Origin of the sequence: Salipiger sp. 1_MG-2023, assembly GCF_030547555.1 — a bacterium.
GTDB lineage: Bacteria > Pseudomonadota > Alphaproteobacteria > Rhodobacterales > Rhodobacteraceae > Salipiger.
The window spans coordinates 85852-111252 of record NZ_JAUOQN010000001.1 but is presented as its reverse complement, the minus strand read 5'-3'; the positions used below and the strand labels follow the sequence as shown (position 1 = coordinate 111252).

The following is a 25401-nucleotide window of genomic DNA, read 5'->3' as shown; positions in this document are numbered from 1 at the left end:
GGAACCCGAGGCAGAAAAGAGGCAGATACCGTGACGGGACGGCACAGGCATTCGCCGGGCCGAGCAGGCCTTCATTTGTTCATGCTCATCTGGTGCCTGGCGATGGCACCAGCGCTTGCATTCGCAGCGCCCTATGCGGGCTATGTGATGGATGCGCGCTCCGGTGAAACACTTCACAGCGAAAACGCGGACACGCCGTTACACCCGGCGTCTCTGACCAAGATGATGACCCTGTACATCACTTTCGAGGCGGTGCAGCACGGCGAAATCACCATGGACGATTACGTCACGGTGTCGCGCAATGCCGCGGCGGAACCGCCCTCGAAGCTGGGGCTGAGGCAGGGGCAGAAGATCAAGCTGCGCTATCTGGTGCGGGCGGCGGCGATCAAGTCGGCGAATGACGCGGCGACCGCGATCGGCGAACATATCGCGGGTTCGGAAGATGCCTTTGCGGCGCGGATGACCCGGACGGCGCGGGCGCTTGGCATGTCCAAGACCACTTTCAAGAACGCCCATGGCCTGACCCTTGCCGGGCACCTGTCGACGGCGCATGATATGGCGATCCTCGGGCGGCACATGGTCTATGACTATCCGCAGTATTACAACCTGTTCTCGCGCATCTCGGAAGACGCGGGCATCCGTCAGGTGTCCAATACCAACCGGCGTTTCCTTGCCGCTTACAAGGGGGCCGACGGCATCAAGACCGGCTACACCAATGCGGCGGGCTTCAACCTCGTGGCCTCGGCGCAGCGCGGCGATACGCGGATCATCACCGTGGTCTTTGGCGGGCGCTCCACCGCGTCGCGCAATGCACGGGTGGTCGAGCTTCTGGATTACGGTTTCAGCAAGGCCAAGAAGCGCGTGGCGCTGAACAAGCCGGCCTTGCCGCCCTACATGGGGAACAAGAACCTTGGAAACGTCTTCATCGCCGAAAGCGCCAACCCCGATCCCGAGGGCGCGCGCGGCAAGACCATCCGCGTGGTGGCCGCTGCGCCGACCCGTTCGCTGCGTCCGCAATCGCGCGCCGGTGCCAAGGGCGCCGATGTTGCGCCGCTGGTCGCCTCGCTTGAAGGCGATATCGAAACGGTGCTGGCTGCGGTTCAGTCCGCCCAGCCGGTGGTGGCGCAGATCGTCGCGACCGATGTCGCCCCCGAGGCTTCGGCCAAGCCGGTCCGCCGCCCTGCGGATCTGACGGGTGTGCAGCTTGCCAGCGTCGGCGGTGGCGCGGGGGCGGTTGTCAGCGATGCCGCCTCGACGCCCGAGCAGGAGGTGGTCACGCGGCTGTCCACCTCTGGCGGGCATCACTGGGGCATCAACGTCGGGCGCTACGGCAACAAGTACGAGGCCGAGAAGGTGCTGCTGAAGACCTCGTTGATGGAAAGCTCGACGCTGGACGGCTCGCTGCGCAAGGTCGTTGGGCGCGGGGGCGGCTATGATGCCAACTTCGTCGGCATGACGCGCGAAATGGCCGACCTTGCCTGTCGCCGTCTTCAGGCGCGTCAGGTGACCTGCTTCATGATGGGGCCAAGTTCCTGACCTGATTACCGCGGACCGGGAGGAGGAGACATCCCGGCCGTATCCTCCAGAGACCTGAATGCCCCCGGTTCTCTCTCCGGGGGCTTTTTCCTTTTTGGGAACCCGGTGGGCGGGCCGGGGGTTGAGCGGGCAAAAGGAGATTGCCCATGTCGATTCACCTGCCCAACCGCAATGCGCTTCCCAGCTTTCCCGGAAATCGTGCGCCGTCGCGGCGCGAGCGGCTGGCGCCGCTGGCCTATGCTGGCGGGCTGCTGGCCATCGGCGCGGCGCTGCTGGTCGCCAAGCCGCGCATCGGCAATGTGCCTGCCTCGATGCTGTCGAAAGATGCACCAAAGGGCAGTCGCTGGCGCAGGGCGGCGCAGGTCGGGCGCGACGGGGCGAGCACCTTTGCGCCGACCAACGTCACCGATTCCATCGGCCGCTCGCTGATGATCGGTGGCGCGGCGCTGGTGATCGCGCGCCTTCTCGACGAAGCTGTCGGCAAGCGCTGAGAGCTATCCCAGCGGCGGTTCCTGCCGGTATTTGTCGAGCATGGCCGGGTCGACACTGACCCCGAGGCCCGGCCCCGTGGGCACATGCACGCGCCCGGCGTGCACGGGGAACGGCTCTGTCAGGATGTCTTCGACGGCGTAATAGCGCGACATGTAGAATTCGCAGTCCAGACGCAATTCGGGCAGTGCCGCCATCAGATGCGCGCCCGCCGCATGGGCCAGCCCGGTTTCGAACATGCAGCCGCCATAGACCTCGATCCCCGCCGCGCGGGCAACAGCTGCGACCTCGAGCGCGCGGCGGATGCCCCCCGCCTTGTAGACCTTGAGCGAGTAGATATCCGCCATGCGGATCTGCACGCCATACAGCGCCTCGCGCAGGCCGAACACCGACTCGTCGGCCATGATCGGCGTGTCGATGACATGGGTGATATGGGCCAGCGCCTCGCGTTCGTGCATCTTGACGGGCTGCTCGACAAAGGTCGGGCGAAACGCTTCAAGATCGCGGATATGGCGCACCGCATCAAACGCGGTCAGACCCTGATTGTAATCGATGCGCAGGTCGGCCTCGAATCCGTAGGTCTCGCGCAGTTTTTCCAGCCGCATCAGGTCGAAATCATGGCCGCGAAACCCGGTCTTGATCTTGAAGATGCGCACCCCGTCGGCCCACATCTCGGCGACGTCTTCCAGATCCTTGCCGAAATCCGGGTTGGCGACGGAAAAGCTGAGCCCCATGCTTTCGCGCATCCGGCCCCCCACCAGTTCCGACACCGACAGGCCACAGATCTTGCCGACAAGATCCAGCAGCGCCATTTCCAGCGCCGCCTTGGCCTCGGGGTGGCCGACGATGGCGGTTTCGGCGGTCTTCATCAACGGTTCGACCTGCACCGGGTCGGCGCCGATGATATGCGGGCGCAGATAGACATGCAGCGCGGGGACGGCGGCCTCGGCGGTGCCGGTAAAGGCGGGCCATGTCGCGGCCTCGCCCCAACCGGTCAGGCCGGTGTCGGTGGTCAGCTGCAGAATGACGGTATGAATGCCCGCAACATCGCCGATGCCATGCGAATGCACCGCCTTGCCGGGGATCAGAATGCGGTGAACTCGCAGGCTGGTGATCTGGTGATCGCTCATGTCTTATCCCATCCAGCGCCGCACAGGGGCGGCGGCCTCTTCCAGTGGCTGGCAGCGCACATCCACCAGCGACGGCCCGTCAAAGGCCAGCGCCTCGGCCAGCGTGGCATCCAGCTGCGCCGGGTCGCTCACCGAATAGCTCTTGATGCCGAACCCCGCCGCGACCATCGCCTGATCGGTGCGGTTGAAATCGACGTTGTAATAGCGCTTGTCGCAATCGTCGCGCTGGCTGGCCTTGATCCAGCCGAAGGACGCATTGGACAGCACGATATAGCTCACCGGTGCGCCGGTGCGCGCCACGGTTTCCAGCTCGCCGCAGGCAAAGGCAAAGCTGCCATCGCCCATCAGGCCGACAACCTTGCTATCAGGCCTGCCGAACCACGCCCCCAGCGCCGCGCTCAGCGCATAGCCAAGCGCCCCATGCGCCCGGTTGGTGATGAACCGCCGCCCCGGAAGGGTCAGCTTTCCATACGCGCTCCAGTACGGGCAGGAGGTGCCGGGGTCGGACACCACCGTCGCCGTTTCGGGCAACAGGTGGTTGAGCGCGTCGATGACCATTTCGGGGCGGATCTGATCGCCGCTGCGCTGCGCCAGCGTATCGAAGCGGGCGAATTTGCGCGCCTTGATATCGGCGATCCGCGCGGCGCCGCCAAACTGCGGCAGGCTGCGGCCCTGAAGCGCGGCGTTCATCGCGCTCAGCGCCAGTTGCAGGTCGGCGACCACGCCGACCTCTGTCGGGTAATTCGCCCCGATCACCATGGGATCGCTGTCGATATGCACGATGCGCTGGCCGGGCTTGGGCTGTTCCCAGCGCGCGGTGGTGGTGGACCCGGCGCGGCAGCCCATAAAGATCACCAGATCGGCGCTTTCCATCATCTCCCATGTCTCGTCGGTGCCGCCGTTCGATCCCACAACCCCAAGACACAGCGGATGGGTGTCGGCCAGCGCGCCTTGCCCCGAGATCGAGGTGGCAACCGCCAGATCCAAAGCTTCGACAAACTGGGCGAGCTCACCCATCGCGCCCGCGATGACCACGCCGCCGCCGCAGACCACCAGCGGGGCTTTGGCGCTGAGGATCGCCTCAACCGCCGCCTCGGCCGCGCCGGGTGAGGGGGCGGCGCGCTGCGCGGGGTAGCTGGCAAGCGCGGGATCGGCCCATATATCCTCGGGCGGGACGGCATCGTACTGGATGTCATAGGGCAAGCCCAGATGGGCCGAGCCGGGCCGCCCGGTGGTCATGGCGCGAAACGCGGCGCGGACCATGCGCGGGATGTGATCGGCGCGAGAGATCACCGTGTTCCATTTGGTCAACGGGCGCATCAGCGCCTCCTGATCGACCTGGGTCAGGGGGTATTTGCCGTAGCTCGCCACGGAAATGTCGGTGGTGATCGACAGCACGGCGTAAGAGGATTCATTCGCCTCGATCAGCCCCGGCAGAATATAGGTCGCGCCGCCGCCCGATGGCCCTTCGCACACGCCGACGCGCCCGGTCACGCGGCTATAGCCATCGGCCATGTAGCAGGCCGAGCGTTCATCGCGGGTCAGCACATGGGTGATGCCGTGATCGAGCTGTAGCATGGCGTCGTAGAACGGCAGCGTAGTGTCGCCGCAAAGGCCGAAGATATGCGTCACGCCCTGCGCTTCAAGCTGGCGCACCATCGCTTCGGCGCCGTTCATCCCATTCACGCGCTTGCCCATCTCTGACCCCTTTCTGATGTGTATCACAATCTGTATGCAACTCTTGATGCAGTTGGGAAGTCGTCAATGACCGAGAAAAGCAGTGCCAGCCGGGTTCACGCGCAACTGCGCGACATGGCGATCCGGTTTGCCTTTAAACCCGGCGAGCGGATCAATGAATCGGCGCTGACCCGCGCGCTGGACGTGTCGCGCACGCCGCTGCGCGAGGCGCTGAACCGCTTGGTGGCCGAGGGGTTCCTGACGCTGCGCCCCGGGCAGGGGTTCTTTTGCCGCGCGCTAGATCCGCAGCAGGTCGCCGAGCTGTACCAGCTGCGCACCGCGCTGGAGGTCGAGGCGCTGCGGCTTGGGCTTCAGGCCGAGGATGCGGCGCTGACGGCGCTTGGCGCGCATCTGGATGCATCGGAAGCCAGCTATGCCGCCTGCACCGATGTCGCCGAGCTGGTGCGCATGGACGAGGCGTTTCACCTTGCGCTGGCCGGGCTTGCGGGCAATGGCGAGCTGTTGCGGATGCTGACCAACGTCAATGAGCGCATCCGTTATGTCCGCATGGTCAACCTGCGCCAGCTGCGCAGCGGCGCGGGCGAGGATCTGAGCGCGCATCGCCGCATCACCGAAGCGGTTCTGCGCCGCGATGCCGGTGCCGCCGAAGCGGCCCTGCGCGGCCATATCGAACGCCGCGCCGAAGAGACGCGCGCGCTGGTGCGGCTGGCCTATTCCCAGCTTTATGTGCCCGACTGACGGCGCGGTGTGATCCTGATCAAGGCCCGGCGGCGCGCCCCGGCGTACATCTTCGGTAAATTGCATATGGAGACCGAAGATGAGTTACAAAGCCAGCCTTGGTGATCTGAAACCGCAGGTCAAAAGCTTCAACGCCGCGATTGGCGAGACGGCCAAGGGCTTTGGCGCGATCGCTGCCAGCCTGTGCGGCGACGGGGCGCTGAGCCATAAGCAAAAGGAATTCGTTGCGCTCGGCATCGCCGTGGCCATCCGCTGCGAGCCCTGCATCCTGTTTCACACCGAAGCGCTGATCCGCATGGGCGCAACGCGCGAAGAGGTGGCCGAGGTGCTTGCTGTCGCGGTGGAAATGGGCGGCGGGCCGGGGGTCATGTACGGGTCAAAGGCTCTGGCCGCTTATGACGAACTGTCCGCCTGAAAGGCGCAGCCCGACATCCTAAATTGACGGGCGCAGCCCGAGACGACAAAAGGCCCGGCGCAGGGCAGCGCCGGGCCTTTTTCCATGACTTTACAAGGATCAGCCGCGCAGCGTACCGCCGGTGGCCTTTTCGACCTTGGCGACGATCTTGGCGGCGACCGCCTCGATGTCCTTTTCGGTGAGCGTCGCACCGGTGGGCTGAAGCCGCACGGTGATCGCCAGCGACTTCTGTCCCTCGCCAAGGCTGCCGCCGATGAATTCGTCGAACACCCGAACCTCGGAAATCAGCGCCTTGTCGGCGCCCGTCGCCGCGTTGACCAGATCCAGCGCGGCCACGTCAGCGCCGACGACAAAGGCAAAGTCGCGCTCGACCGCCTGCAGATCGTTCGACACCAGCGCCGGGCGCGCAGCCCCCGTGGCGCGCGGCAGGGGGATGTCCTGCGGGTAGAGCACAAAGCCGACCGCCGGGCCCTTTACGCCCATCTCGGAGAGCACCTTGGGGTGGATCTCGCCAAACACGCCAAGCACCTTTTTCGGCCCGAGGCACAGCTTGCCATGACGGCCCGGATGCCACCAGCTTTCGGCCCCGCGCAGGATTTGCATCTTGGCGGGGGCACCGATGGCGGCCAGAACCGCCTCGGCATCGGCCTTGGCATCGTAGACGTCGACCGGGCGCGAGGCCCCGTGCACATCCTTTGGCCCGGTGCGCCCGACCAGCAGGCCACAGACCTGAAGATGCTGTTCGCCCGGCTCGGCGCCATGGAAGGCCGCGCCGCATTCGAACAATGCCAGATCGTTGAAACCGCGCGCCTGATTGCGGGCCGCGGCCTGCAGCAAGCCGGGCAGCAGTTGCGGGCGCATATGCGACAGGTCGGCCGAGATCGGGTTGGCCAGCTTCATGGTGTCATCGTCGCCGCCGAACAGCGCCGCCGAGGCCTTGTCGACAAAGCTGTAGGTGACGCATTCGTTGTAGCCCAGCTCTGCCGTGGTGCGCCGCGCGATCTGTTCACGCTTTTGCATCGGCGACAGGATCGGTGCGGGCACGCCCGGCAGCGGGCGGCGCAGCGGCTGGCCCTGCAGTTTGGTCAGCGAGGCGATGCGGGCGACCTCCTCGACCAGATCCGCTTCGCCCATGACGTCGGGGCGCCAGCTTGGCACCGAGGCCATGTCGCCGTTCAGGGTAAAGCCAAGCGCCGTCAGCGTGGCGCGCTGGGTCTCGGCCGCGATCTCCATCCCGACGAGCGAGACAACGCGATCGGTATCGAGCTTGTAGGCGCGGGCCACGTCGGGCTCGGCGCCAGCCTTGACCACGTCCGAGGCCTCGCCCCCGGCAATATCGAGGATCATCTGCGTGGCTGCCTCGATGCCGGCGCTTGCCGACGCGGGGTCGATGCCGCGCTCGAACCGGTAGCGGGCGTCGGAATTGATCTTCAGCGCGCGGCCCGTGTAGGCGGTGCGGATGGTGTCGAAATACGCCGCCTCGAGGAACACCTCGGTGGTCTCGTCAGAGACGCCGGTCGGCTCGCCGCCCATCACGCCGCCAAGGCTTTGCACGCCGTTGTCGTCGGAAATCGCGATCATGCCGCTGGCCAGCGTATAGCTGCGCTCGTCCAGTGCCGCGAGCGTCTCGCCGCCCGTGGCTGCGTGGATGCGCAGACCGCCACTCAGCTTTCCGGCGTCAAACACATGCAAGGGGCGGTTGCGATCAAAGGTGAAGAAGTTGGTCACATCGACAAGGAAGCTGATCGGGCGCAGTCCGATGGCCTTGAGCCGCTGTTGCAGCCACTCGGGCGAGGGGCCGTTCTTCACGCCCTTGATCAGGCGACCGTAGAACACCGGGCAGCCCTCCTGCGCGCTGTCCTCGATGGTCACCGAGGCAGGGCAGGGGAAGGCACCGGGCACCGTGACCTCGGGGATGGCTTTCAGCGTACCAAGACCACGCGCCGCAAGATCGCGGGCGATGCCATGCACTCCAAGCGCATCAGGGCGGTTGGGGGTGATGGCGATCTCGATCACCGGGTCGACCTTGGCCGGGTCATTCTGCGCCAGCCAGTCGGCAAAGCTCTGGCCGACCTCGCCCGAGGGCAATTCGATGATGCCGTCGTGTTCTTCGGACAGCTCCATCTCGCGTTCGGAACACATCATGCCGTGGCTCTCGATGCCGCGGATCTTGCCGATCTGGATGGTGGTGTCGATGCCGGGCACATAAGTGCCGGGGCTGGCCACAACCACGGTGATCCCCGCCCGCGCGTTGGGCGCACCGCAGATGATCTGGGTTTCTCCGGTGTCCGTCAGCACCTTGCACAGGTTCAGCTTGTCGGCGTCGGGGTGTTTCTCGGCGGCGATCACCTTGCCGATCTTGAAGGCGGACAGCGTCTCGGCGGGGTTTTCCACCCCTTCGACCTCAAGGCCAAGGTCGGTCAGGGCCTCGGTGATCTCATCGACCGAGGCCGTGGTGTCGAGGTGCTCTTTCAGCCAGGAAAGCGTGAATTTCATCGCGGTGCCGCCGGGAGTTGTGATCGGTATCGGCAGGGCCTTACCGCATCGAAGGGCAAGGGGAAAGGGGCGCGGCGCCATGCAGCTTTGCCATTGCGCGATTTCCGTCCGTGCTATGTGCGCGCCATCCGGGGGCGATACGCCGGACATGAGCAGCCAGACCGACCTCGGCGCTCTGCTGATGCAGCGCCGCATGCGCACCAACACAACAACCGGGCGCTGGTCCTGCGCGGCACAAGGGCAGGCACCGGCGACGATGTATCCTGAACGGATCCGCAACACGTCGCTGCTGATCCGGATCTGCCTGTCTCGTTTTGTGCCTTGGGCGATGCGCGACGCCAACGCCGCTCTGATCGATGCCGCTCACCTCGCTGGCCCGCTGGTAATCGTCGGGCGATCACAGGTGACCGGCGCGATGCCCCTTAGCTTCATCTTGCCAGAAAAACTCCCGCCGGAGGCATCCTGCCCACGCAACTCGCGCAACCGCCAAGGCTGTTCTCACCGAGGCTCGAAATACCCCAGCGGAATCTTGAGATAGCTGCGCCCGTTGTCCTCGGCGGGTGGCATCCGCCCGCCGCGGGTGTTGATCTGCAGCGCTGCAAGCATCAGCTTGGGTAAGGGCAGGGTGGCGTCACGTTCGTCGCGGATCTTGCAATATTCATCCTCAGAGGGCGCGTCCTTAAGATGAATGTTCGACGCCTTGTGCTCGGCCACCGTGGCGCAGCAGGCGGCAGCCCGGCCATCCGGCGCATAATCGTGGCCGACGTACAGCCGGGTGTCATCGGGCAGCGACAAAATGCGCATCAGCGTCGCGTAAAGCTCCGCCGACGATCCGCCGGGGAAATCGGCCCGCGAGGTGCCGCTGTCGGGCATCATGAAGGTATCATGCACAAAGGCCGCATCGCCAGCCACATAGCTGACGGAGGCCAGCGTATGACCGGGCGAAAACATCACGGTGATGGGGATTTCGCCAACCATGAAACACTCGCCGTCGGCCCAGAGCCGGTCCCATGCCGCGCCGTCGGTGGAAAAATCCTCGCCGAAATTGTAGATGCCTTTCCAGAGCCTCTGCACCCCGGTCACCATCTCGCCGATGGCCTGCGGTGCGCCCAGCTTGTCCTTCAGCCAATGCGCTGCCGTCAGGTGGTCGGCATGCGGGTGGGTGTCGAGAATCCAGACGATCTCGATGCCGGTGTCCGCGATATAGGACAGGATGCGTTGCGCATTTCCGGTCAGAATGGCGGCGGCCTGCGGGTCGAAATCCAGCACCGGATCGACGATCGCGCCTTTCATCGTGGCGGGATCGTGAAAGACATATTGCCAGCTGCCGGTGGTCTCGTCCCAGAAGCTTTTCACGATGGGGCTATGGGTCATGTCGATCCTCTTCTGTCCGCGGTGAGCGTGTGAAACAACGCCCTTGAGCGGAACATGTTCCTGAAATCGCATCTGTCCACGCCCCGCGGCAAAACGAAAAACGCCGCCCCGGGGTGGGGCGGCGTCTGTGTCTGACCGGCCGAAACGATCACTCGGCGGGGGTGGCCGCGGCTTTGGCGTGTTCGCGCACCTGCTTGCGGGCAAAGATCCGGTAGACCACCACGAAGAACAGCGGCACAAAGATCACCCCCAGCACGGTGCCGGTGATGGTGCCGCCCAGCACCGCCGAGCCGACCGCCGTGCGCCCGCCCGCACCCGCGCCGGTCGAGATCGCCAGCGGCACCACGCCCAGCGTAAAGGCCAGCGAGGTCATGATGATCGGGCGGAAGCGTTGCTTGGCGGCTTCCTTGGTCGCGGTATAGAGGTCTTCACCGGCCTCGAACCGCTCGCGGGCGAATTCGACGATCAGGATGGCGTTCTTGCCGGTCAGGCCGATGACCGTGAGCAGGCCGACCTGAAAGAACACGCCGTTTTCAAAGCCGAACCAATAGGCCGCGCCCATGGTGCCCAGCACGCCGATCGGCATCGCCAGCATCACCGAGAACGGAATGGTCCAGCTTTCGTACAGCGCCGCGAGGCACAGGAAGATCGCCGCCAGCGACAGCGCATAGAGCAGCGGTGCCTGACCGCCCGAGGTGCGCTCTTCGAGCGACAGGCCGGTCCAGGCGATCTGGTAGCCGGGGGGCAGCTGGCTGACCAGCCGCTCCATTTCCGCCATCGCCTCGCCGGTGGTGACGCCGGGCACCGGCGAGCCCTGAATCTGCATCGACGGGATGCCGTTGTAGCGGGTCAGACCCTGCGGGCCGTAGGTCCAGCTTTGGGTGGTGAAATTGGCAAAGGGCACCAGTTCGCCGCTGGAATTGCGCACCCGCCATTTTTGCAGATCGGAGGGCGTGGCGCGGCTGTCGGGCGCACCCTGCACATAGACCCGTTTGATCCGGCCATTGTCGTTGAAATCGTTCACGTATTGCCCGGCCCATGCGATGGACAGCACATTGCCGACATTGGTCGGGGACACGCCCACCGCGCCGGCGGCGCGCCAGTCGATATCCATGTTGAACTGCGCCGCATCTTCAAGCCCCGAGGGGCGGACCGATGCGATCAGCTCGCTTTGCGAGGCCATGCCCAGCAGCTGGTTGCGCGCTTCGAGCAATTGCTCATGGGTCTGCCCGCCCGGCGCCTGCAGGTAGAAGTCGAAACCCGACACGTTGCCAAGTTCGGTCACCGAGGGCGGCACGATGGGAAACACCATCGCATCCTGAATGCCCATGAAGGCCGGGAAGGCACGGCCCGCCACGGCCTGCGCGGACTGGGCGGGGCTGGGCCGTTCGGCCCAGTCCTTGAGCCTCACGAAGGCAAGGCCCATGTTCTGGCCCTGACCGCCGAAGGAAAAGCCGACGACACCGAACACGGCCTCGACATTGTCGGATTCATTTTCAAGAAAATGCGTCTTCACCTGATCCACCACATCAAGGGTGCGCTCGGCGGTGGCGCCGGTCGGTGCCTGAACGATCGTCATCAGGATGCCCTGATCCTCGGCTGGCAGAAAGCCCGAGGGCGTGTTGTCGAACAGCCAGACCATGCCGCCCGCAAGTGCCGCATAGACGATCAGCATCCGGAGCGGGCGCTTGATCATGTAGCCGACCGTGCCGCCATAGCCGTTGGTGGTCTTTTCAAAACCCTTGTTGAACAGCCCGAACACGCCGCGCTTGGCGTGATGCGCATCCTTTGATTTCAGCAGCGTGGCACAGAGCGCGGGCGTCAGCGTCAGCGCCACCAGAACCGACAGCCCCATCGCCGAGACGATGGTGATCGAGAACTGTTTGTAGATCACCCCTGTCGAGCCGGGAAAGAACGCCATAGGCACGAACACCGCCGACAGCACCAGCGCGATGCCGATCAGCGCGCCGGTGATCTGGCCCATGCTCTTGCGGGTCGCCTCGCGCGGGTTCAGACCTTCTTCTTCCATGATGCGTTCGACGTTTTCCACCACCACGATGGCGTCATCGACCAGCAGGCCGATGGCCAGAACCATGGCCAGCATGGTCAGCGTGTTGATGGTAAAGCCCGCCGCCGCGAGAATGCCGAAGGTGCCAAGGATGACCACCGGCACCGCCAGCGTCGGGATCAGCGTGGCACGGAGGTTCTGCAGGAACAGCAGCATCACGAAGAACACCAGAACGATGGCTTCCAGCAGCGTCTTCTGCACTTCGTGGATCGAGATTTCGATGAACGGGGTGGTGTCGTAGGGAATGACGTAGCGCACGCTGTCGGGGAAATACTGCGAATATTCCTCGAGCTTCTGCTTCACCCGTTCCGAGGTGTCGAGCGCGTTCGCCCCCGATGCCAGTTGCAGCGCCATGCCCGATGCGGGCTGGCCGTTGTAATAGGCGAGGGTGGCGTAGTTCTCGGCACCGATTTCGACTTCGGCCACGTCGTTCAGCAGCACGAGGCCGCCGTCGGTTTCGGAGCGCAGCACGATGTTGCGGAAATCTTCGGGAGTCGACAGCAGGGATTGCGCGGTGATCGTGGCGTTGAGCTGCTGGCCTGCGGGGGCGGGCAGCGTGCCGAACGCGCCCGCCGAGATCTGCGCGTTCTGCGCCGAGACGGCGCTGACCACATCCGACGGGGTCATTTCGAAGGCCGACAGCTTGGACGGGTCCAGCCAGATCCGCATGGCGTATTGCGCGCCAAAGACCTGTGTGCCGCCGACGCCTTCGATGCGGCTGAATTCATCGACGAGGTTCGAGTTGAGGTAATCCGAAAGGTCGGTCTGTTCCAGGCTGCCGTCTTCGGAAATCAGGCCGATCACCATGAAGAACGACGAAGACGCCTTGGCCACGGTCACGCCCTGACGCTGCACCGCTTCGGGCAGCAGCGCGGTGGCCTGACTGAGCTTGTTTTGCACCTGCACCTGCGCCACGTCCGGATCGGTGCCGGATTCAAAGGTCAGCGTGATGCTGGCGGAACCTGCCGAGGACGAGGACGACGACATGTAGCGCATCCCGTCAAGGCCCGTCATCTGCTGTTCGATGATCTGGGTGACGGTGTTGGCGACGGTTTCGGCCGAGGCGCCGGGGTAGGTTGCGTCGACGCGCACCGACGGCGGTGCGATCTGCGGATATTGCGCGATGGGCAGGGTCAGGATCGACAGGACCCCGATACCCATGATCAGGATCGAGATCACCCAGGCAAACACCGGACGATCAATGAAAAAACGGGCCATGATTGTCTCCTGGCGGGGCGCGGGCGCCCTTGGATTCCGGTGGTTACTGCGAAACGGGGGCGTCTGCGCCGCGCTCTGTCGGCGCGACGGTCATGCCGGGCGCGACCTTCTGAAGCCCGGCGACGATGACGCGGTCACCGGCGGCAAGGCCTTCGGTCACCACCCACATCGCGCCGCGGTCGCGCTGCACGATCAGCTCGCGGGTTTCGACGGCGTTCTCTGCATTGACGACCAGTGCCATGGGGCGGCCACGGCGGTCGCGGGTGACACCCTCTTGCGGGACCATCACCGCGCCATCTACCTGACCTTGCGGCATCTCAACCTGCACATACATGCCGGGCAGCAGGAACTGATCGGGGTTGGGGAATTCCAGCCGCAGCACGACAACGCCGGTCTGCTCGTTCACATGCGGCTCGGCGGCGGCAAGGTGGCCGGTGTGCTCGTAGCTGGTGCCATCGGCGAGGGTCAGGCTGACCACGGCATCATCCGAGGCATCCTGCCCCGAGCGGCGCCAGCGCAGCAGCTCTGCCGCCGATTGCGTCACGTCGACATAAACCGGGTCAAGCTGGCGGATGGTGGTCAGCGCCGTGGTCTGCCCGGCGGTGACGAGCGCCCCCTGCGATACCTCGGACAGGCCCGCGACCCCGGTCAGCGGCGCACGGATCGTGGCGCGATCAAGGTCGATGTTCGCGGCCAGCAGGTTGGCTTCGGCCACCTTTACCGCCGCTTCGGCCACATCGCGCGCGGCGAGCGCGTCGTCAAAGGTCTGCTGGCTGGTGACGTTGCGATCGCGCAGCTCTTGCTGGCGCTTCGATTCGCGTTCTGCCGAACGCAGCGTGGCCTCGGCCTGCGCCAGCGACGCCTCGGCGGCGGCTTTCGAGGCGCCGTAGCTGGCGGAATCAAGCTGATAGAGCGCATCGCCCTGCTGCACGGCGGCGCCTTCCTTGAACAGGCGCTCGGTGATGATGCCGCTGACTTGCGGGCGCACCTCGGCCACACCAGAGGCCGCGACCCGGCCCGGCAGGGTCGTGGTCAGCGTGACGTCTTCGGCGGCCAGCGTCACCACGGTGACCGGCTGCGGCGGGCGCTCGCCGCCCTGTTGCTGGGCAGATGCGGGCAGGGCTGTCGCGGCCAGCGCAAGGCCCGCCACGGCGAGCAGGCGGCGCAGATTGCACGGTGCATTGATGTGCATGTCGTCACTCCGGAAAGGCAAAGGGCCGCAGCGCGTGCGGTTGGCTCTTGAAGTGCGATATGGAAACCGGCAAGTTTTGTAAAGCGCGCAAGCTTGGAACCGACCGGTTTTACCCTGCGTTTAAGCACAGGAGGTGTGCAGTGCCGGAAGACAAGGCAGTTGAGAATGAATGTCGGCCCCGTCGCGGGCGCCCGGTACAGATCGATGCGCCAACACGTGAGGCCATGGTGCTGGATGCCGTCGGAGAGCTGCTGGGCCAGTGCCGCCTCGAAGACGTGAGCATGGCGGCCATTGCCCGCAAGGCGGGGATGTCCAAACGCACGCTTTACGCGCTGTTCGGCAGCCGCGAGGAATTGCTGGGCGCGACCTTTGCCCGGATCGGGCGCACGATCTTTCGCCCGCTCGCCCCCGAAGACCACGCACTCCCGCTGAGCGAACGGCTGCGCAAGCTGCTGACCGTCAATGCCATGCCGCAGTTCGAACAGGCGCCGCTGGAACTGCTGCGCGCGGTGGTGGCCGAGGCGCCGCTGTTCCCCGGTATCGCCGAGCAGTTCGACTGCGAGGGGCGCGGCTCTGTCATCACCTACATCACCGCCGAACTGATCGTTGCGGTGGATAACAAAGAGATCGTGCTGCATGGCATGGAGCCGGGGCAGGCGGCCGAGCTGTTGTGCGACATGGTGATGGGCAATGCGCTGCATCACCTGCTGACACCCGGCGCAGAGCGCGCCAACGACCTCTACGAGGAAAAACGCCAGCGCCGCGACCGCGCGGTCGAGATTTTCCTCAACGGCATGCGGCCGCGTTAAGCCATGCGCCGATGCCGTGGGGCGATTCCCCGGCATGGCATTTGCGGCGTGCGGATCTGGGCGCTTTGGCCAATGCAATCGCCGCAAGCGGCGTTTGGCGTGCCGTCCCCGTTAGCGCCCGAAGTTTTTTACCGCTGCGACGGCATCCGTGGCCGGCCCACCTTGCCAATTCCCGCTTGTGATCGCAAAGTCCGGGCCATGCAGATTTACCTCCCCATCGCCGAGGTCTCGGTCAATATCTTCCTGCTGTTCGGGCTGGGGGGACTCGTGGGCATCCTGTCGGGCATGTTCGGAGTGGGCGGGGGCTTTCTGATCACGCCTTTCCTGTTCTTCATGGGCATCCCGCCCGCCGTCGCGGTGGCCACCGGGTCGAATCAGATCGTCGCCAGTTCGGTGTCGGGGGTGCTGGCGCATCTCAAGCGGCGAACGGTTGATCTGCGCATGGGCACGGTGCTGCTGGTGGGCGGCATCATCGGGGCGGCGCTTGGGGTGTGGCTGTTCAACCTGCTCAAGGGAATGGGGCAGGTCGATCTGCTGGTGCGGCTCTGCTACGTGGTGTTTTTGGGCATCATCGGCGGGCTGATGTTCATCGAAAGCCTGCGGGCGCTGCGCCGCTCGAAACGCGGTGCTGCGCCCAAGCGCAAGCATCACGTCTGGGTGCACGGCCTGCCGTTCAAGATGCGGTTCCGCACCTCGGGCCTGTATATCTCGGCGATTCCGCCAGCGCTGGTGGGGCTGTCGGTCGGGGTGCTGTCGGCGATCATGGGCGTGGGCGGCGGGTTCATCATGGTGCCCGCGATGATCTATCTGCTGGGCATGCCGACCAAGGTGGTCATCGGCACCTCGCTGTTCCAGATCATCTTTGTCACGGCCTTCACCACCATGGCCCATGCCATCACCTCGCAGACGGTGGATATCCTGCTGGCGCTGGTGCTGCTGATCGGCGGCGTCATCGGCGCACAGATCGGCACCGCGCTTGGCACAAAGCTGAAAGCCGAACAGCTGCGCATCGCGCTGGCCAGCCTTGTGCTGCTGGTCTGTTTCAAGCTGGCGCTCGATCTGTTCCTGACCCCGGCTGATCTCTACGAACTGGGGGCTGGGGAATGATCCGCGCGCTTGCTCTCTTGCTGCTGCTGGCGCTGCCGGCCAGTGCCGAAGAGGTGGTCATGGGGCTGAGCCGCGACAGCGTCGCGATCACCACCGATTTCGACGGCTCCGAAGTGTTGATCTTTGGCGCCGTCAAGCGCCAGACCGAGATCCTCACCGACCCGCCGCTTCAGGTCATCGTCACCGTTTCGGGCCCGGTGACCCCCGTCACCGTCTGGCGCAAGGAGCGGCGGCTTGGCATCTGGGTCAATGCCGACGCGGTCGAGATCGACGCCGCGCCCTCGTTCTACGCGGTGGCCAGCTCTGCCCCTTGGGATCAGTCGATCTCCGAGGTCGAGGATCTGCGCCACAAGGTCTCGGTCGAACGCGCCATCCGCTCGGTCGGCGCGCCGATGGGCATCACCGACAGCCAGAGCTTTACCGACGGGCTGATCCGGATGCGGACCAATGACGGGCTGTTCGAAACCTTCTACGATTCGGTGGAATTCCGCGAAGCGACGCTGTTCGACGTGGCGATCCGCATGCCCGCCACCATCGTCGAGGGCACCTACACCATCCGCGTCCTGCTCACCCGCTCTGGCAAGGTCCTGTCTCAGCACGCGTCAAGCATCGAGGTCCGCAAGGTCGGGCTGGAACGATGGCTCTTCAACCTGTCGCGCCAGCAGCCGGCGCTTTACGGGCTTTTGTCGATCGTGATCGCCATCGCTGCGGGCTGGGGCGCCTCGGCGGCGTTCCGGGCGCTGAGATCGTCGTAAGGCGCCGGGCTGAACCCTCCGCAGCGCCTGTACCCGGCGTTTCCCGGTTCAGCCCCGCTGGCAAGACACCGATCTGCCCCGTGATGCCCAAGGGCGAGGCGGATCAGGACAGGCGATAAGCGTAGACGTTGTTGCGGTAGGCCTGATCCTTGATGCGGAACTGGGTCTCGCCGACCTGCTGGAACCCTTGTGCAAGATAGAAGCCGATGGCGGGCGTGTTTTCCGAATTGGTGGCAAGCCAGACCGTTTCGGCATCCCCAAGCCGTTCAAAGGCAGCCCTCAGCAGGGCGCGCCCGATGCCCTTGCCGTGGTGGCGCGGCTGAACGTACAGCGTTGCGATATCCAGATCGCCGCAGCCCTCGACCGGGGCGGGGCTGTTGCGCGACAGGCGCAGGACACCGTCGATGCCTTCGACATTTTCAGACACGAGGATGATCTGCTCCGGGTTCGCGATCAGCGCGAGGGTCTTGTCCGGCGTGAAGGTCTGTAGCGCATAATCGGCAAAAAAGGCGCTGACGCCGCGCTTGATATAGGTGCCGATCCAGACCTCGATCGAGAGAGCGGCGATGCTTGACGCATCAGAGGAAAGGGCGCTACGCACAGGCATTGCAACAAACTGCCAGCTTTCTCGTCAAAGGGGAATATCGGGGCAAGATTTCGTAACGGCAAGCGCGAGCAGATCACGGAACCCGATCCATGTCTGATACGTTCGGCCCCGTAAGCCGCAAGGAATATCCCGATGACTGACGTGACGCCGATCACCGCAAGCAAGGACCAGCTTTCGGTTCTTCAGAATCTCTTGTCGCGCAGCGCCGATTGCCGCGCCTGGTACGAGCAGATGGCCGACAAGGCCGAACCCGATTTCCGCTTTATCGCCCTGAAATTTCGCGGCCTACATGTCGCGCACTGCGATCGCATCGCATCGATCATCACCGCCATGGGCGGCGATCCTGATGGCTCCGAAGGGCTGAGTGCCGCGCTGCACCGCACGGCTGTCTCGGTGCGCGCGCTCTTTGAAGAGATTGACGGAGACATGATGAGCGGCATCGAAGACGCCGAAGCGCAGGTGCTGGGCGATTTCGACGCGGCGCTCAGCTGTCTGCCGCCCTCGCCCTATCGCGACGAGCTGTGCCAAATGAAGGGCGAGCTGGTCAAACTGCTGGCCGATGAGGATGCGGCCTGACCCCAGTCTGACCTAGCCCCAGTCGACATCCCCCAGAAAGAGATAGCCCGCGCCATAGATCGTCTTGATCAGGCGCGGGTTTTTCGGGTCTTCGCGCAGCTTCGTGCGCAGCCGCGAGATCCGCACATCCATCGCCCGATCAAAGCTTTCTCCTGCCGCGCCGCCCAGCGTTTCCTGCATCTGGGCGCGGGTGATCAGCCGTTTGGGCGCTTCGAGGAACATGCGCAGCACCTCGCCTTCGGCATGGCTAAAGGGCGTTTCGGCGCCGTTCGCGTCTTCCAGAGCGTAGCGGTCGAAATGCGCTGTCCAGCCGGCGAACCGGGCGGTCTCGCCGCGCTGCGCCTCGCGCCTCGGGGTGCGCAGGCGGGCGCGGATGCGGGCCACGACCTCGGAGGGATCGAACGGCTTGATGATGTAATCGTCGGCCCCCAGTTCCAGCCCGGTCACCCGGTCCTGCACCTGTGCGCGCCCCGAGATGATGATCACCACCGCCCCCTGTTCCAGCGCCAGCCGGTGCACGAGGCTCAGCCCGTCACGGTCGGGCAGGCCCAGATCGACAAGGCAGACGTCGGGCTGGCTGCGCTTCAGCGCCGCCTCGAAGTCGCTGGCGCGGGCAAAGGCGCTGGTGCGGAAGCCCGCCTCGGCCAGCGCTTCGGCCAGCATGGCGCGGATCGCCGGTTCGTCGTCGAGGATCGAGACAAGGGGCGCGCTCATGCACTCTCCGGGGTCAGGAAGGCGGTCAGCGCCTCGGGGGAAAAGGGTTTGCGCAGCACTGGGCCCTGTGCCTGCGCGCGCCGGTACAGCGGGTCGCTGCCGGGCAGCGCGGTCATCAGCCGCACCGGCAGATGCGGCAGCCGCGCGGGCAGATCGGTGCCGGGGGCGTCGCCTTCAAGCGTGATGTCCGACAGCACCAGATCCACCGGCAGCCCGCCCGCCAGCGCGCAGGCCTCATCGACCGAGCAGGCTTCGGCCACCGCATAGCCCAGCCCGGTCAGCATATCGCGCAGCTGGGCGCGCAGGTCGGTCGAATCCTCGACCAGCAGCACGAGGCCAGAGCGGGCCTGCGCCGCCGCCTTGCGCAGCGGCAGGCGCAATGTCACCCGCGCGCCCCGTGCGTCATTGGCAAGGCGCACATCGCCGCCCGCCAGTTTCGCCATGTCATAGACCATCGCCAACCCAAGCCCCGATCCGTTGCTGCCCTTGGTGGTGAAGAACGGGTCAAGCCCATGCGCCAGCGCCTGCGGGCTGAAACCGGGGCCGGTGTCGGTGACCACCAGTTCCAGCCATGTATCGCCAACGGCGCGGAAGACCACGTCGATGCGGCCCTGCGCGCCGCAGGCGTCGGCGGCGTTCAGCACGAGGTTCAGCGCCGCATCCTGCAGCATCCCGGCGTCGAGCTGATAGCAGCCCTCTGCCTCGGCCCGCACCTCGAGCCGCAGCGATCCGGGCAGCGAGGGCCGCGCCAGCGTGGCCAGATCGCTTAGAAACCCGCCAAGCGACACCGGCCCCGGTCGCCATGCCCGGTGCGAGGTGATGTCGGCAATGCGGTTCAGCAGGTCTCCGCCGCGCCGGGCGGCCTGAAGCGTGCCGGTGACCAGCGGTGCCGCGTCGGGCGGCACCATGCGCCGCAGCTTCGATTGCATCCCGAGGATGATGGTCAGCAGATTCGAGAAATCATGCGCAAGGCCGGAAATCAGCTGCGCCGCCATTTCGCGACGCCGTGTCTGTTGCAGCGCGGCGCGGGCCTGCGTTTCCTCGGTCACGTCATGGGACAGGATATAGACCCCCGGTTCGACCGGGTCGGGGGTGAACACCGCGCGGATGCGCCGCTGCGAGCCATCATCGGTGAATTCAAAGATGCTCTGCTCGCCGTTCAGCGCCCGGTCCAGATGCGGCGCGACCTTGACATGCGCCGGCCCCAGCGCTTCGGAAATATGCAGCCCGGCAATCTCCGAGGGCCGCCCCGGCATCACCGACGACAGCCGCCGGTTGGAAAACGTATAGACCCCGCGCGCATCGACGCGGGCGATATGGGCGGGCATCATTTCGGTGGTCAGGCGGGTGCGGGCCTCGATCTCGCGCAGCTCGCGCTGGGCTTCTTCCAGCGCGGCATTGGTTGCGGCCAGCTGGCGGTTGGTGGCCGACAGTTCCTCGGACCGGCGCAGCACCTCTTCGGAGAGCAGTTCCGAGCGGGTGCGCAACAGCGCTTCGTGGCGTTTGACGCTGGTGATGTCGGTATAGACCGTCACCCAGCCGCCCTGCGGCAGCGGCGCGCCCTCGACGCTGATGGTGCGGCCATTGGCACGGGTGCGTTCCATGTAATGCGCCTCGAAGGCGCGGGCCTGCTCGACGCGGGCGGCGACAAAGGCATCAACGTCATCGACCTGTCCGTATTCGCCGCAATCCACGAGGTGGCGGATGGTGTCGTCGAACCGCGCGCCTTCGGTATAGAGCGCCTGCGGCAGGTCGAACATTTCGGCAAAGCGGCGGTTGCTGACCGCCAGCCGCAGATCGCTGTCATAGATCGACAGCGCCTGCTGGATCAGGTTCAGCCCCGCCTGTGTAAACCCTTGTTTGTGCATCGCGCCCCCCCCTCCGGGCGTGACGCTAGCACCGGGGCGCGGCGAGGGCTAGCGGGCGTGCAACCGGTCAAGGGCCGCGAGCCTTTGCGCCCGGCTTGGCGGGGATGGCGCGCGTTGCCATCGGGTCGGGGGAGCATCTGTTACAATTCGTTAGAATCCCGCAAAGATGACGTAAAGATTGACCGCCAGCCTGTCCTTGATCCTAATGGGATCGGAATCGCGCTGCCCTTCGGGGCAACCGGGGAAGAGGAGCCCCGGGCGATCAAGGGAGGAATGAGACTTGGCGTATATGTCCGAGGGCGCAGAGGGTCTGCGCTCGATTCCGCAGCTGTTGCAGCGCAATGTGTCGCTCTATGGCGACCGGCCTGCGTGGCGGGAAAAGGAATACGGGATTTGGCAAAGCTGGAGCTGGGCCGAAGGAGCGCAGGAGATCGAGGCCTTTGCACTGGGGCTTTTGAACCTCGGGCTGGCGCGGGGCGATCATGTCGCGGTGATCGGGCGCAACCGCCCGACGCTGTATTGGGCGATGGTCGCAGCCCAGATGTGCGGCGCGGTGCCGGTGCCGCTGTATCAGGACGCCGTTGCCGAAGAGATGGAATACGTGCTGTCGCATTGCGGCGCGCGCTTTGTCATCGCCGCCGATCAGGAACAGGTCGACAAGGTCATCGAGATTCAGGACGATCTGCACCAGTTCGAACACATGATCTATGTCGATCCGCGCGGGATGCGGAAATACGATCACCGGCAGCTGCATGAATACGGGCACATTCAGGCGCAGGGGCGGGCGGCCCGAGACGAGCTGATCGGCGAGCTGGACGCGCGGCGCGGGGCGCTGGGGTATGATGACACTTGCGTCATGCTCTATACCTCGGGGACGACGGGCAAGCCCAAGGGCGTGGTGCTGTCGAACCGCAACATCATCGAGACCGCCAAGGCGTCGTCGGAATTCGACCACCTTGGCCCGGGCGAGGAAGTGCTGGCATGGCTGCCGATGGCCTGGGTCGGGGATTTCATCTTTTCCATCGGGCAGGCGTTCTGGACAGGGTTCTGCGTCAACTGCCCCGAAAGCCCCGAGACCATGCTGACCGACCTGCGCGAGATCGCGCCGTCGTATTATTTCGCGCCGCCACGGGTGTTCGAAACCCAGCTGACGTCGATCATGATCCGGATGGAGGACGCGGGCGCGCTCAAGAAGCGGATGTTCGATCATTTCATGGCGTTGGCCCGACGCGTGGGGCCGAAGATCCTTGATGGCGCACAGGTGGGCGCGCTGGATCGGCTGCATTATGCGCTGGGCGCGGCGCTGGTCTATGGGCCGCTGAAGAACGCGCTGGGGTTTTCGCGCGTCCGGGTGGGCTATACCGCTGGCGAGGCGATCGGCCCCGAGATCTTTGATTTCTACCGCGCGCTGGGGATCAACCTCAAACAGCTTTACGGGCAGACCGAAGCCTCGGTGTTCATCACCCAGCAGCCCGACAACGAGGTGCGCCCCGACACCGTCGGCGTGCCGTCGCCGGGCGTGGAAATCCGCATCGCCGAGAACGGCGAGGTGTTCTACCGCTCGCCCGGCGTGTTCGTGGAATATTACAAGAACGCCGAAAGCACCGCTGACACCAAGGATGCCGACGGCTGGGTCGCCACGGGCGATGCCGGGTTCTTCGAGGAAGGCACCGGGCATCTGCGCATCATCGACCGGGCCAAGGACGTGGGCAAGATGGCCGACGGCGCGCTGTTTGCGCCCAAATACGTCGAGAACAAGCTGAAGTTCTTTCCCAATATCCTTGAGGTGGTGGTGTTCGGCGCCGATCGCGACCGCTGCGCCGCCTTCATCAACATCGACCTGACCGCAGTGGGCAACTGGGCCGAGCGCAACAATATCGCCTATGCCTCCTATCAGGAGCTGGCCGGCCATCCCAAGGTGCTGGAAACCATCCGGGGCCATGTCGAAGAGGTCAACGCCAGCGTCGCCGAAGACCCGATGCTGTCGGGCTGCCAGATCCACCGCTTTGTGGTGCTGCACAAGGAGCTGGACGCGGATGACGGCGAGCTGACGCGCACTCGCAAGGTGCGGCGCAAGATCATCGCCGAGAAATTCCACGATCTGGTGGCGGCTTTGTACGATGGCTCAGACAGCGTCTACACCGAGACCGAAGTCACCTACGAGGACGGGCGCAAGGGCAAGATCAAGGCGACGCTGACGCTGATGGACGCAAAGGTGGTGCCGGTGGCGCCGCCCGCGATGGCGGCACAATGATGGGCGGGCGCTCTTGCTGCGCAAATCGCGGGGCTTGGCCCGTTCGCACCTCAAACCGTCCCCCGGACGATTTGCCGCCCATGGCGGGCCGGGGCGAACCCCACCATCTCGCGGGCCGAAGCTGGCAGGGATGGATGTCATGATGGACGGCACGACAAGCATTTACCGGAACGACGAAAAGGAGGGGGCCGTGTCCGATACGGGATACATCACCGCCGACGGGCGGCAGATCGGCGGCACCCTGATGGAGCTGCGCAACATCACGCTGAAATTCGGCGGGGTGGTGGCGATCAAGGATATTTCCTTCGACATCCGCGAGGGCGAGATCCGGGCCATTATCGGCCCGAACGGTGCGGGGAAATCCTCGATGCTGAACATCATCAGCGGCTTTTACACCCCGTCCGAAGGGGCGCTTTGGTACAAGGGGGCTGAGCGCCCTCCGATGAAGCCCTACGAGGTGGCGCGCATGGGCATCGCGCGCACCTTTCAGAACATCGCGCTGTTCGAGGGCATGTCGGTGCTCGACAACATCATGACCGGGCGGCTGACGCATATGAAGGCGGGGATCGCACGTCAGGCGCTGTGGTGGGGCAAGGCCCGCGATGAAGAAATCGCCAACCGCGAGGTCGTGGAAAAGGTCATCGATTTCCTTGAGATTCAGGCGATCCGCAAGACGCCGGTCGGGCGTCTGCCTTACGGGCTGAAAAAGCGCGTCGAACTGGCGCGGGCGCTGGCAGCTGAACCGTCGATGCTGTTGCTCGACGAGCCGATGGCGGGGATGAATGTCGAGGAGAAAGAGGACATGAGCCGCTTCATCCTTGATGTGAATGACGAATTCGGCACCACCATCGTCTTGATCGAACATGACATGGGGGTGGTGATGGATCTGTCCGACCGTGTCGTCGTGATGGATTACGGCAAAAAGATCGGCGATGGCGCGCCCGACGAGGTGCGCGCCAATCAGGCCGTGATCGACGCCTATCTTGGCGTGGCGCATTGACCGGTGCCTTGAGGAGAACAACATGCTGAAAGATATCTTCATCACGCCCTTCGTCGATATGGTCGAGGCGCCGGATTTCCTGTTGCAGGTGCTGTGGGAAGGGCTGGTGTCTGGCATTCTCTATGCGCTGATCGCGCTGGGGTTCGTGCTGATCTTCCGCTCGTCGCGGATTTTCAACTTTGCGCAGGGCATCATGGTGGTGTTCGCCGCGCTGACGCTGGTGGGTCTGCATGCGATGGGCATTCCGGCGTGGATCTGCGTGATCCTGACACTGGGGGTGATGTTTGTGCTGGCGCTCAGCATCGAACGGGTGGTGCTGCGGCCCCTTGTCGGGCAGCCCGACATCATCCTGTTCATGGCGACCATCGGCATCACGCTGTTCCTGATCGGCCTCGGCGAGATCATCTTTGGCGGCGAAAACAAGGTGATGATCACCGAAGAACTGGGCATCCCGACCGGCAGCCTTGTGCTGGAACCGTGGGGCGGGCTGCTGATCCTTGAACAAAAGGACATCACCGCCGTGATCGTGGCGGGGCTGCTGGTCGTCGCCTTGCTGGCCTTCCTGACCAAGACGCGGATGGGTCGGGCGATCCGGGCGCTGGGCGACGATCATCAGGCGGCGCTGTCGGTCGGCATCTCGCTGCAACAGATCTGGGTGCTGGTGTGGTTCATCGCGGGCATCATCGCGCTGGTCACCGGCATTGCATGGGGCGCGCGGGCCGGGGTCAGCTTTGCGCTGGAGGTCATCGCCTACAAGGCGCTGCCGGTGCTGATGCTGGGCGGGCTGGAAAGCATCACCGGCGCCGTCATCGGCGGGCTGATGATCGGGATGCTGGAAAAGCTGTTCGAGATCTACTGGGGGCAACCCCTGCTGGGTGGCAACACCGAGACGTGGTTCGCCTTTGTGCTGGCGCTGATCGTGCTGCTGTTCCGCCCGCAGGGGCTGTTCGGGGAACGCATCATCGAAAGGGTCTAGCGCTGCCCGCGTGGCAGGAAACGGGATGCAAAGGCCGCAAGAGGAGTCGGCCTTTCAGGAGGAGACGACGGGAATGGCAAAACTGATCGCAACCCTGAACGTGGTGGCCTGGGCAGGGTTCTGGGCCTTCGGGTATCTGGCGCTGAGCGCCGGGCACGCGGGCGGGCAGGTGGCGTTGGCGGCGCTGGGCGGAGGGCTTGGGCTCTGGGCCTGGCTCTGGCTGGTGAAGCACTCGGAGGCGACGGGATACGCCCCGGCGCCCCGGCGCGGTTACCCGGACGAGGAATTCACGCTGCCGACCGGCCACTGACGCCGACGGCCAGGCAGGACACAGCGGCGGCCCGGTACGGGACCGCGCTCGGGCAGTGCGGCCCGTTGAGG

22 protein-coding genes are annotated in these 25401 nt (G+C 65.1%); 13 read left to right on the top strand and 9 right to left on the bottom strand.

Features of this window, described 5'->3' with window-relative positions; translation table 11 throughout:
- The first annotated feature begins 81 nt into the window (after positions 1-81).
- Positions 82-1536 carry a D-alanyl-D-alanine carboxypeptidase family protein gene (locus tag Q4543_RS00535; RefSeq protein ID WP_303435770.1) on the top strand — a complete coding sequence of 485 codons (1455 nt, stop codon included), beginning with the start codon at positions 82-84 and terminating at the stop codon, positions 1534-1536.
- A gap of 146 nt (positions 1537-1682) precedes the next feature.
- A complete protein-coding gene (locus Q4543_RS00530) occupies positions 1683-2027 on the top strand; it encodes a hypothetical protein (RefSeq protein ID WP_216004222.1) in 345 nt (114 codons plus the stop codon).
- Between the two features lie 3 nt (positions 2028-2030).
- On the opposite strand, the gene Q4543_RS00525 is transcribed toward Q4543_RS00530, so the two are convergent.
- Both Q4543_RS00525 and Q4543_RS00520 read right to left on the bottom strand, forming a co-directional pair.
- The gene (locus tag Q4543_RS00525; RefSeq protein ID WP_303435769.1) at positions 2031-3155 is read right to left on the bottom strand and encodes an enolase C-terminal domain-like protein; all 1125 of its coding nucleotides are present in this window, start codon (positions 3153-3155) and stop codon (positions 2031-2033) included.
- Positions 3156-3158: 3 nt separating this feature from the next.
- Positions 3159-4853, bottom strand: a complete 1695-nt coding sequence (locus tag Q4543_RS00520) for a thiamine pyrophosphate-binding protein (RefSeq protein ID WP_303435768.1) — start codon at positions 4851-4853, stop codon at positions 3159-3161.
- A gap of 66 nt (positions 4854-4919) precedes the next feature.
- Here Q4543_RS00520 and Q4543_RS00515 point away from each other — a divergent pair, with 66 nt between their 5' ends.
- Together Q4543_RS00515 and Q4543_RS00510 are read left to right on the top strand one after the other, a co-directional pair.
- The gene (locus tag Q4543_RS00515; RefSeq protein ID WP_216004225.1) at positions 4920-5591 is read left to right on the top strand and encodes a GntR family transcriptional regulator; all 672 of its coding nucleotides are present in this window, start codon (positions 4920-4922) and stop codon (positions 5589-5591) included.
- Positions 5592-5670: 79 nt separating this feature from the next.
- The gene (locus Q4543_RS00510) at positions 5671-6006 is read left to right on the top strand and encodes a carboxymuconolactone decarboxylase family protein (RefSeq protein ID WP_303435767.1); all 336 of its coding nucleotides are present in this window, start codon (positions 5671-5673) and stop codon (positions 6004-6006) included.
- A 99-nt stretch (positions 6007-6105) separates the two neighbouring features.
- Here the strand turns inward: Q4543_RS00510 and pheT are convergent, their stop codons facing one another.
- A complete protein-coding gene (gene pheT / locus Q4543_RS00505; RefSeq protein ID WP_303435766.1) occupies positions 6106-8502 on the bottom strand; it encodes a phenylalanine--tRNA ligase subunit beta in 2397 nt (798 codons plus the stop codon).
- Positions 8503-8650: 148 nt separating this feature from the next.
- Between pheT and Q4543_RS00500 the strand changes: the two genes are divergently transcribed.
- Positions 8651-9040, top strand: coding sequence for a hypothetical protein (locus Q4543_RS00500; protein ID WP_303435765.1), 390 nt, complete (start codon positions 8651-8653; stop codon positions 9038-9040).
- Here Q4543_RS00500 and Q4543_RS00495 read toward each other — a convergent pair.
- The 3 genes from Q4543_RS00495 to Q4543_RS00485 all read right to left on the bottom strand — a co-directional run bounded on the left by Q4543_RS00495 (position 9001) and on the right by Q4543_RS00485 (position 14354).
- Positions 9001-9876 (bottom strand): MBL fold metallo-hydrolase, encoded by an 876-nt coding sequence (locus Q4543_RS00495; RefSeq protein WP_303435764.1) that lies wholly within the window; start codon positions 9874-9876, stop codon positions 9001-9003. The genes Q4543_RS00500 and Q4543_RS00495 overlap by 40 nt on opposite strands.
- A gap of 148 nt (positions 9877-10024) precedes the next feature.
- Positions 10025-13162, bottom strand: a complete 3138-nt coding sequence (locus tag Q4543_RS00490; RefSeq protein WP_303435763.1) for an efflux RND transporter permease subunit — start codon at positions 13160-13162, stop codon at positions 10025-10027.
- A 43-nt stretch (positions 13163-13205) separates the two neighbouring features.
- On the bottom strand, positions 13206-14354 hold the full coding sequence (locus Q4543_RS00485; RefSeq protein ID WP_303435762.1) for an efflux RND transporter periplasmic adaptor subunit: 1149 nt from the start codon (positions 14352-14354) through the stop codon (positions 13206-13208).
- A gap of 140 nt (positions 14355-14494) precedes the next feature.
- Between Q4543_RS00485 and Q4543_RS00480 the strand changes: the two genes are divergently transcribed.
- The 3 genes from Q4543_RS00480 (at position 14495) to Q4543_RS00470 (ending at position 17025) form a co-directional block, all read left to right on the top strand.
- Positions 14495-15163 carry a TetR/AcrR family transcriptional regulator gene (locus tag Q4543_RS00480; RefSeq protein WP_303435761.1) on the top strand — a complete coding sequence of 223 codons (669 nt, stop codon included), beginning with the start codon at positions 14495-14497 and terminating at the stop codon, positions 15161-15163.
- Positions 15164-15361: 198 nt separating this feature from the next.
- The gene (locus tag Q4543_RS00475; RefSeq protein ID WP_216004233.1) at positions 15362-16270 is read left to right on the top strand and encodes a sulfite exporter TauE/SafE family protein; all 909 of its coding nucleotides are present in this window, start codon (positions 15362-15364) and stop codon (positions 16268-16270) included.
- A complete protein-coding gene (locus Q4543_RS00470) occupies positions 16267-17025 on the top strand; it encodes a TIGR02186 family protein (protein WP_216004234.1) in 759 nt (252 codons plus the stop codon). The genes Q4543_RS00475 and Q4543_RS00470 overlap by 4 nt, the downstream gene beginning before the upstream one ends.
- A 103-nt stretch (positions 17026-17128) precedes the next feature.
- Here the strand turns inward: Q4543_RS00470 and Q4543_RS00465 are convergent, their stop codons facing one another.
- On the bottom strand, positions 17129-17632 hold the full coding sequence (locus Q4543_RS00465; RefSeq protein WP_303435760.1) for a GNAT family N-acetyltransferase: 504 nt from the start codon (positions 17630-17632) through the stop codon (positions 17129-17131).
- Positions 17633-17764: 132 nt separating this feature from the next.
- On the opposite strand from Q4543_RS00465, the gene Q4543_RS00460 reads away from it, so the two are divergent.
- Positions 17765-18208, top strand: coding sequence for a DUF2383 domain-containing protein (locus tag Q4543_RS00460; RefSeq protein WP_216004236.1), 444 nt, complete (start codon positions 17765-17767; stop codon positions 18206-18208).
- A gap of 12 nt (positions 18209-18220) precedes the next feature.
- Here Q4543_RS00460 and Q4543_RS00455 read toward each other — a convergent pair whose 3' ends face one another.
- Positions 18221-18922: a response regulator transcription factor gene (locus tag Q4543_RS00455; RefSeq protein WP_303435759.1), complete on the bottom strand. Its 702-nt coding sequence runs from the start codon at positions 18920-18922 to the stop codon at positions 18221-18223.
- Positions 18919-20790: a PAS-domain containing protein gene (locus Q4543_RS00450; RefSeq protein WP_303435758.1), complete on the bottom strand. Its 1872-nt coding sequence runs from the start codon at positions 20788-20790 to the stop codon at positions 18919-18921. Before Q4543_RS00450 ends, Q4543_RS00455 begins: the two co-directional genes overlap by 4 nt.
- Positions 20791-21079: 289 nt before the next feature.
- Here Q4543_RS00450 and Q4543_RS00445 point away from each other — a divergent pair, with 289 nt between their 5' ends.
- The 4 genes from Q4543_RS00445 to Q4543_RS00430 all read left to right on the top strand — a co-directional run bounded on the left by Q4543_RS00445 (position 21080) and on the right by Q4543_RS00430 (position 25330).
- The gene (locus Q4543_RS00445; protein WP_303435884.1) at positions 21080-23044 is read left to right on the top strand and encodes an AMP-binding protein; all 1965 of its coding nucleotides are present in this window, start codon (positions 21080-21082) and stop codon (positions 23042-23044) included.
- A gap of 244 nt (positions 23045-23288) precedes the next feature.
- Entirely contained in the window at positions 23289-24044 is a 756-nt protein-coding gene (locus Q4543_RS00440) for an ABC transporter ATP-binding protein (RefSeq protein ID WP_216004317.1), read from the top strand.
- Between the two features lie 22 nt (positions 24045-24066).
- Positions 24067-25020, top strand: a complete 954-nt coding sequence (locus tag Q4543_RS00435) for a branched-chain amino acid ABC transporter permease (protein ID WP_303435757.1) — start codon at positions 24067-24069, stop codon at positions 25018-25020.
- A gap of 73 nt (positions 25021-25093) precedes the next feature.
- Positions 25094-25330: a hypothetical protein gene (locus Q4543_RS00430; RefSeq protein ID WP_303435756.1), complete on the top strand. Its 237-nt coding sequence runs from the start codon at positions 25094-25096 to the stop codon at positions 25328-25330.
- Positions 25331-25401 lie beyond the last annotated feature (71 nt).

Excerpts from the sequence above, each read along its gene's own strand:
- Q4543_RS00440 (WP_216004317.1), top strand. The coding sequence starts at position 23,289 with ATGGAGCTGCGCAACATCACGCTGAAATTCGGCGGGGTGGTGGCGATC.
- Q4543_RS00485 (WP_303435762.1), bottom strand. The coding sequence starts at position 14,354 with ATGCACATCAATGCACCGTGCAATCTGCGCCGCCTGCTCGCCGTGGCG.
- Q4543_RS00500 (WP_303435765.1), top strand. The coding sequence starts at position 8,651 with ATGAGCAGCCAGACCGACCTCGGCGCTCTGCTGATGCAGCGCCGCATG.
- Q4543_RS00430 (WP_303435756.1), top strand. The coding sequence starts at position 25,094 with ATGGCAAAACTGATCGCAACCCTGAACGTGGTGGCCTGGGCAGGGTTC.
- Q4543_RS00445 (WP_303435884.1), top strand. The coding sequence starts at position 21,080 with ATGTCCGAGGGCGCAGAGGGTCTGCGCTCGATTCCGCAGCTGTTGCAG.
- Q4543_RS00435 (WP_303435757.1), top strand. The coding sequence starts at position 24,067 with ATGCTGAAAGATATCTTCATCACGCCCTTCGTCGATATGGTCGAGGCG.
- Q4543_RS00515 (WP_216004225.1), top strand. The coding sequence starts at position 4,920 with ATGACCGAGAAAAGCAGTGCCAGCCGGGTTCACGCGCAACTGCGCGAC.
- Q4543_RS00535 (WP_303435770.1), top strand. The coding sequence starts at position 82 with ATGCTCATCTGGTGCCTGGCGATGGCACCAGCGCTTGCATTCGCAGCG.
- Q4543_RS00475 (WP_216004233.1), top strand. The coding sequence starts at position 15,362 with ATGCAGATTTACCTCCCCATCGCCGAGGTCTCGGTCAATATCTTCCTG.
- Q4543_RS00490 (WP_303435763.1), bottom strand. The coding sequence starts at position 13,162 with ATGGCCCGTTTTTTCATTGATCGTCCGGTGTTTGCCTGGGTGATCTCG.
- Q4543_RS00450 (WP_303435758.1), bottom strand. The coding sequence starts at position 20,790 with ATGCACAAACAAGGGTTTACACAGGCGGGGCTGAACCTGATCCAGCAG.
- Q4543_RS00470 (WP_216004234.1), top strand. The coding sequence starts at position 16,267 with ATGATCCGCGCGCTTGCTCTCTTGCTGCTGCTGGCGCTGCCGGCCAGT.
- Q4543_RS00460 (WP_216004236.1), top strand. The coding sequence starts at position 17,765 with ATGACTGACGTGACGCCGATCACCGCAAGCAAGGACCAGCTTTCGGTT.
- Q4543_RS00530 (WP_216004222.1), top strand. The coding sequence starts at position 1,683 with ATGTCGATTCACCTGCCCAACCGCAATGCGCTTCCCAGCTTTCCCGGA.
- Q4543_RS00465 (WP_303435760.1), bottom strand. The coding sequence starts at position 17,632 with ATGCCTGTGCGTAGCGCCCTTTCCTCTGATGCGTCAAGCATCGCCGCT.
- Q4543_RS00520 (WP_303435768.1), bottom strand. The coding sequence starts at position 4,853 with ATGGGCAAGCGCGTGAATGGGATGAACGGCGCCGAAGCGATGGTGCGC.
- pheT (WP_303435766.1), bottom strand. The coding sequence starts at position 8,502 with ATGAAATTCACGCTTTCCTGGCTGAAAGAGCACCTCGACACCACGGCC.
- Q4543_RS00525 (WP_303435769.1), bottom strand. The coding sequence starts at position 3,155 with ATGAGCGATCACCAGATCACCAGCCTGCGAGTTCACCGCATTCTGATC.
- Q4543_RS00510 (WP_303435767.1), top strand. The coding sequence starts at position 5,671 with ATGAGTTACAAAGCCAGCCTTGGTGATCTGAAACCGCAGGTCAAAAGC.
- Q4543_RS00495 (WP_303435764.1), bottom strand. The coding sequence starts at position 9,876 with ATGACCCATAGCCCCATCGTGAAAAGCTTCTGGGACGAGACCACCGGC.
- Q4543_RS00455 (WP_303435759.1), bottom strand. The coding sequence starts at position 18,922 with ATGAGCGCGCCCCTTGTCTCGATCCTCGACGACGAACCGGCGATCCGC.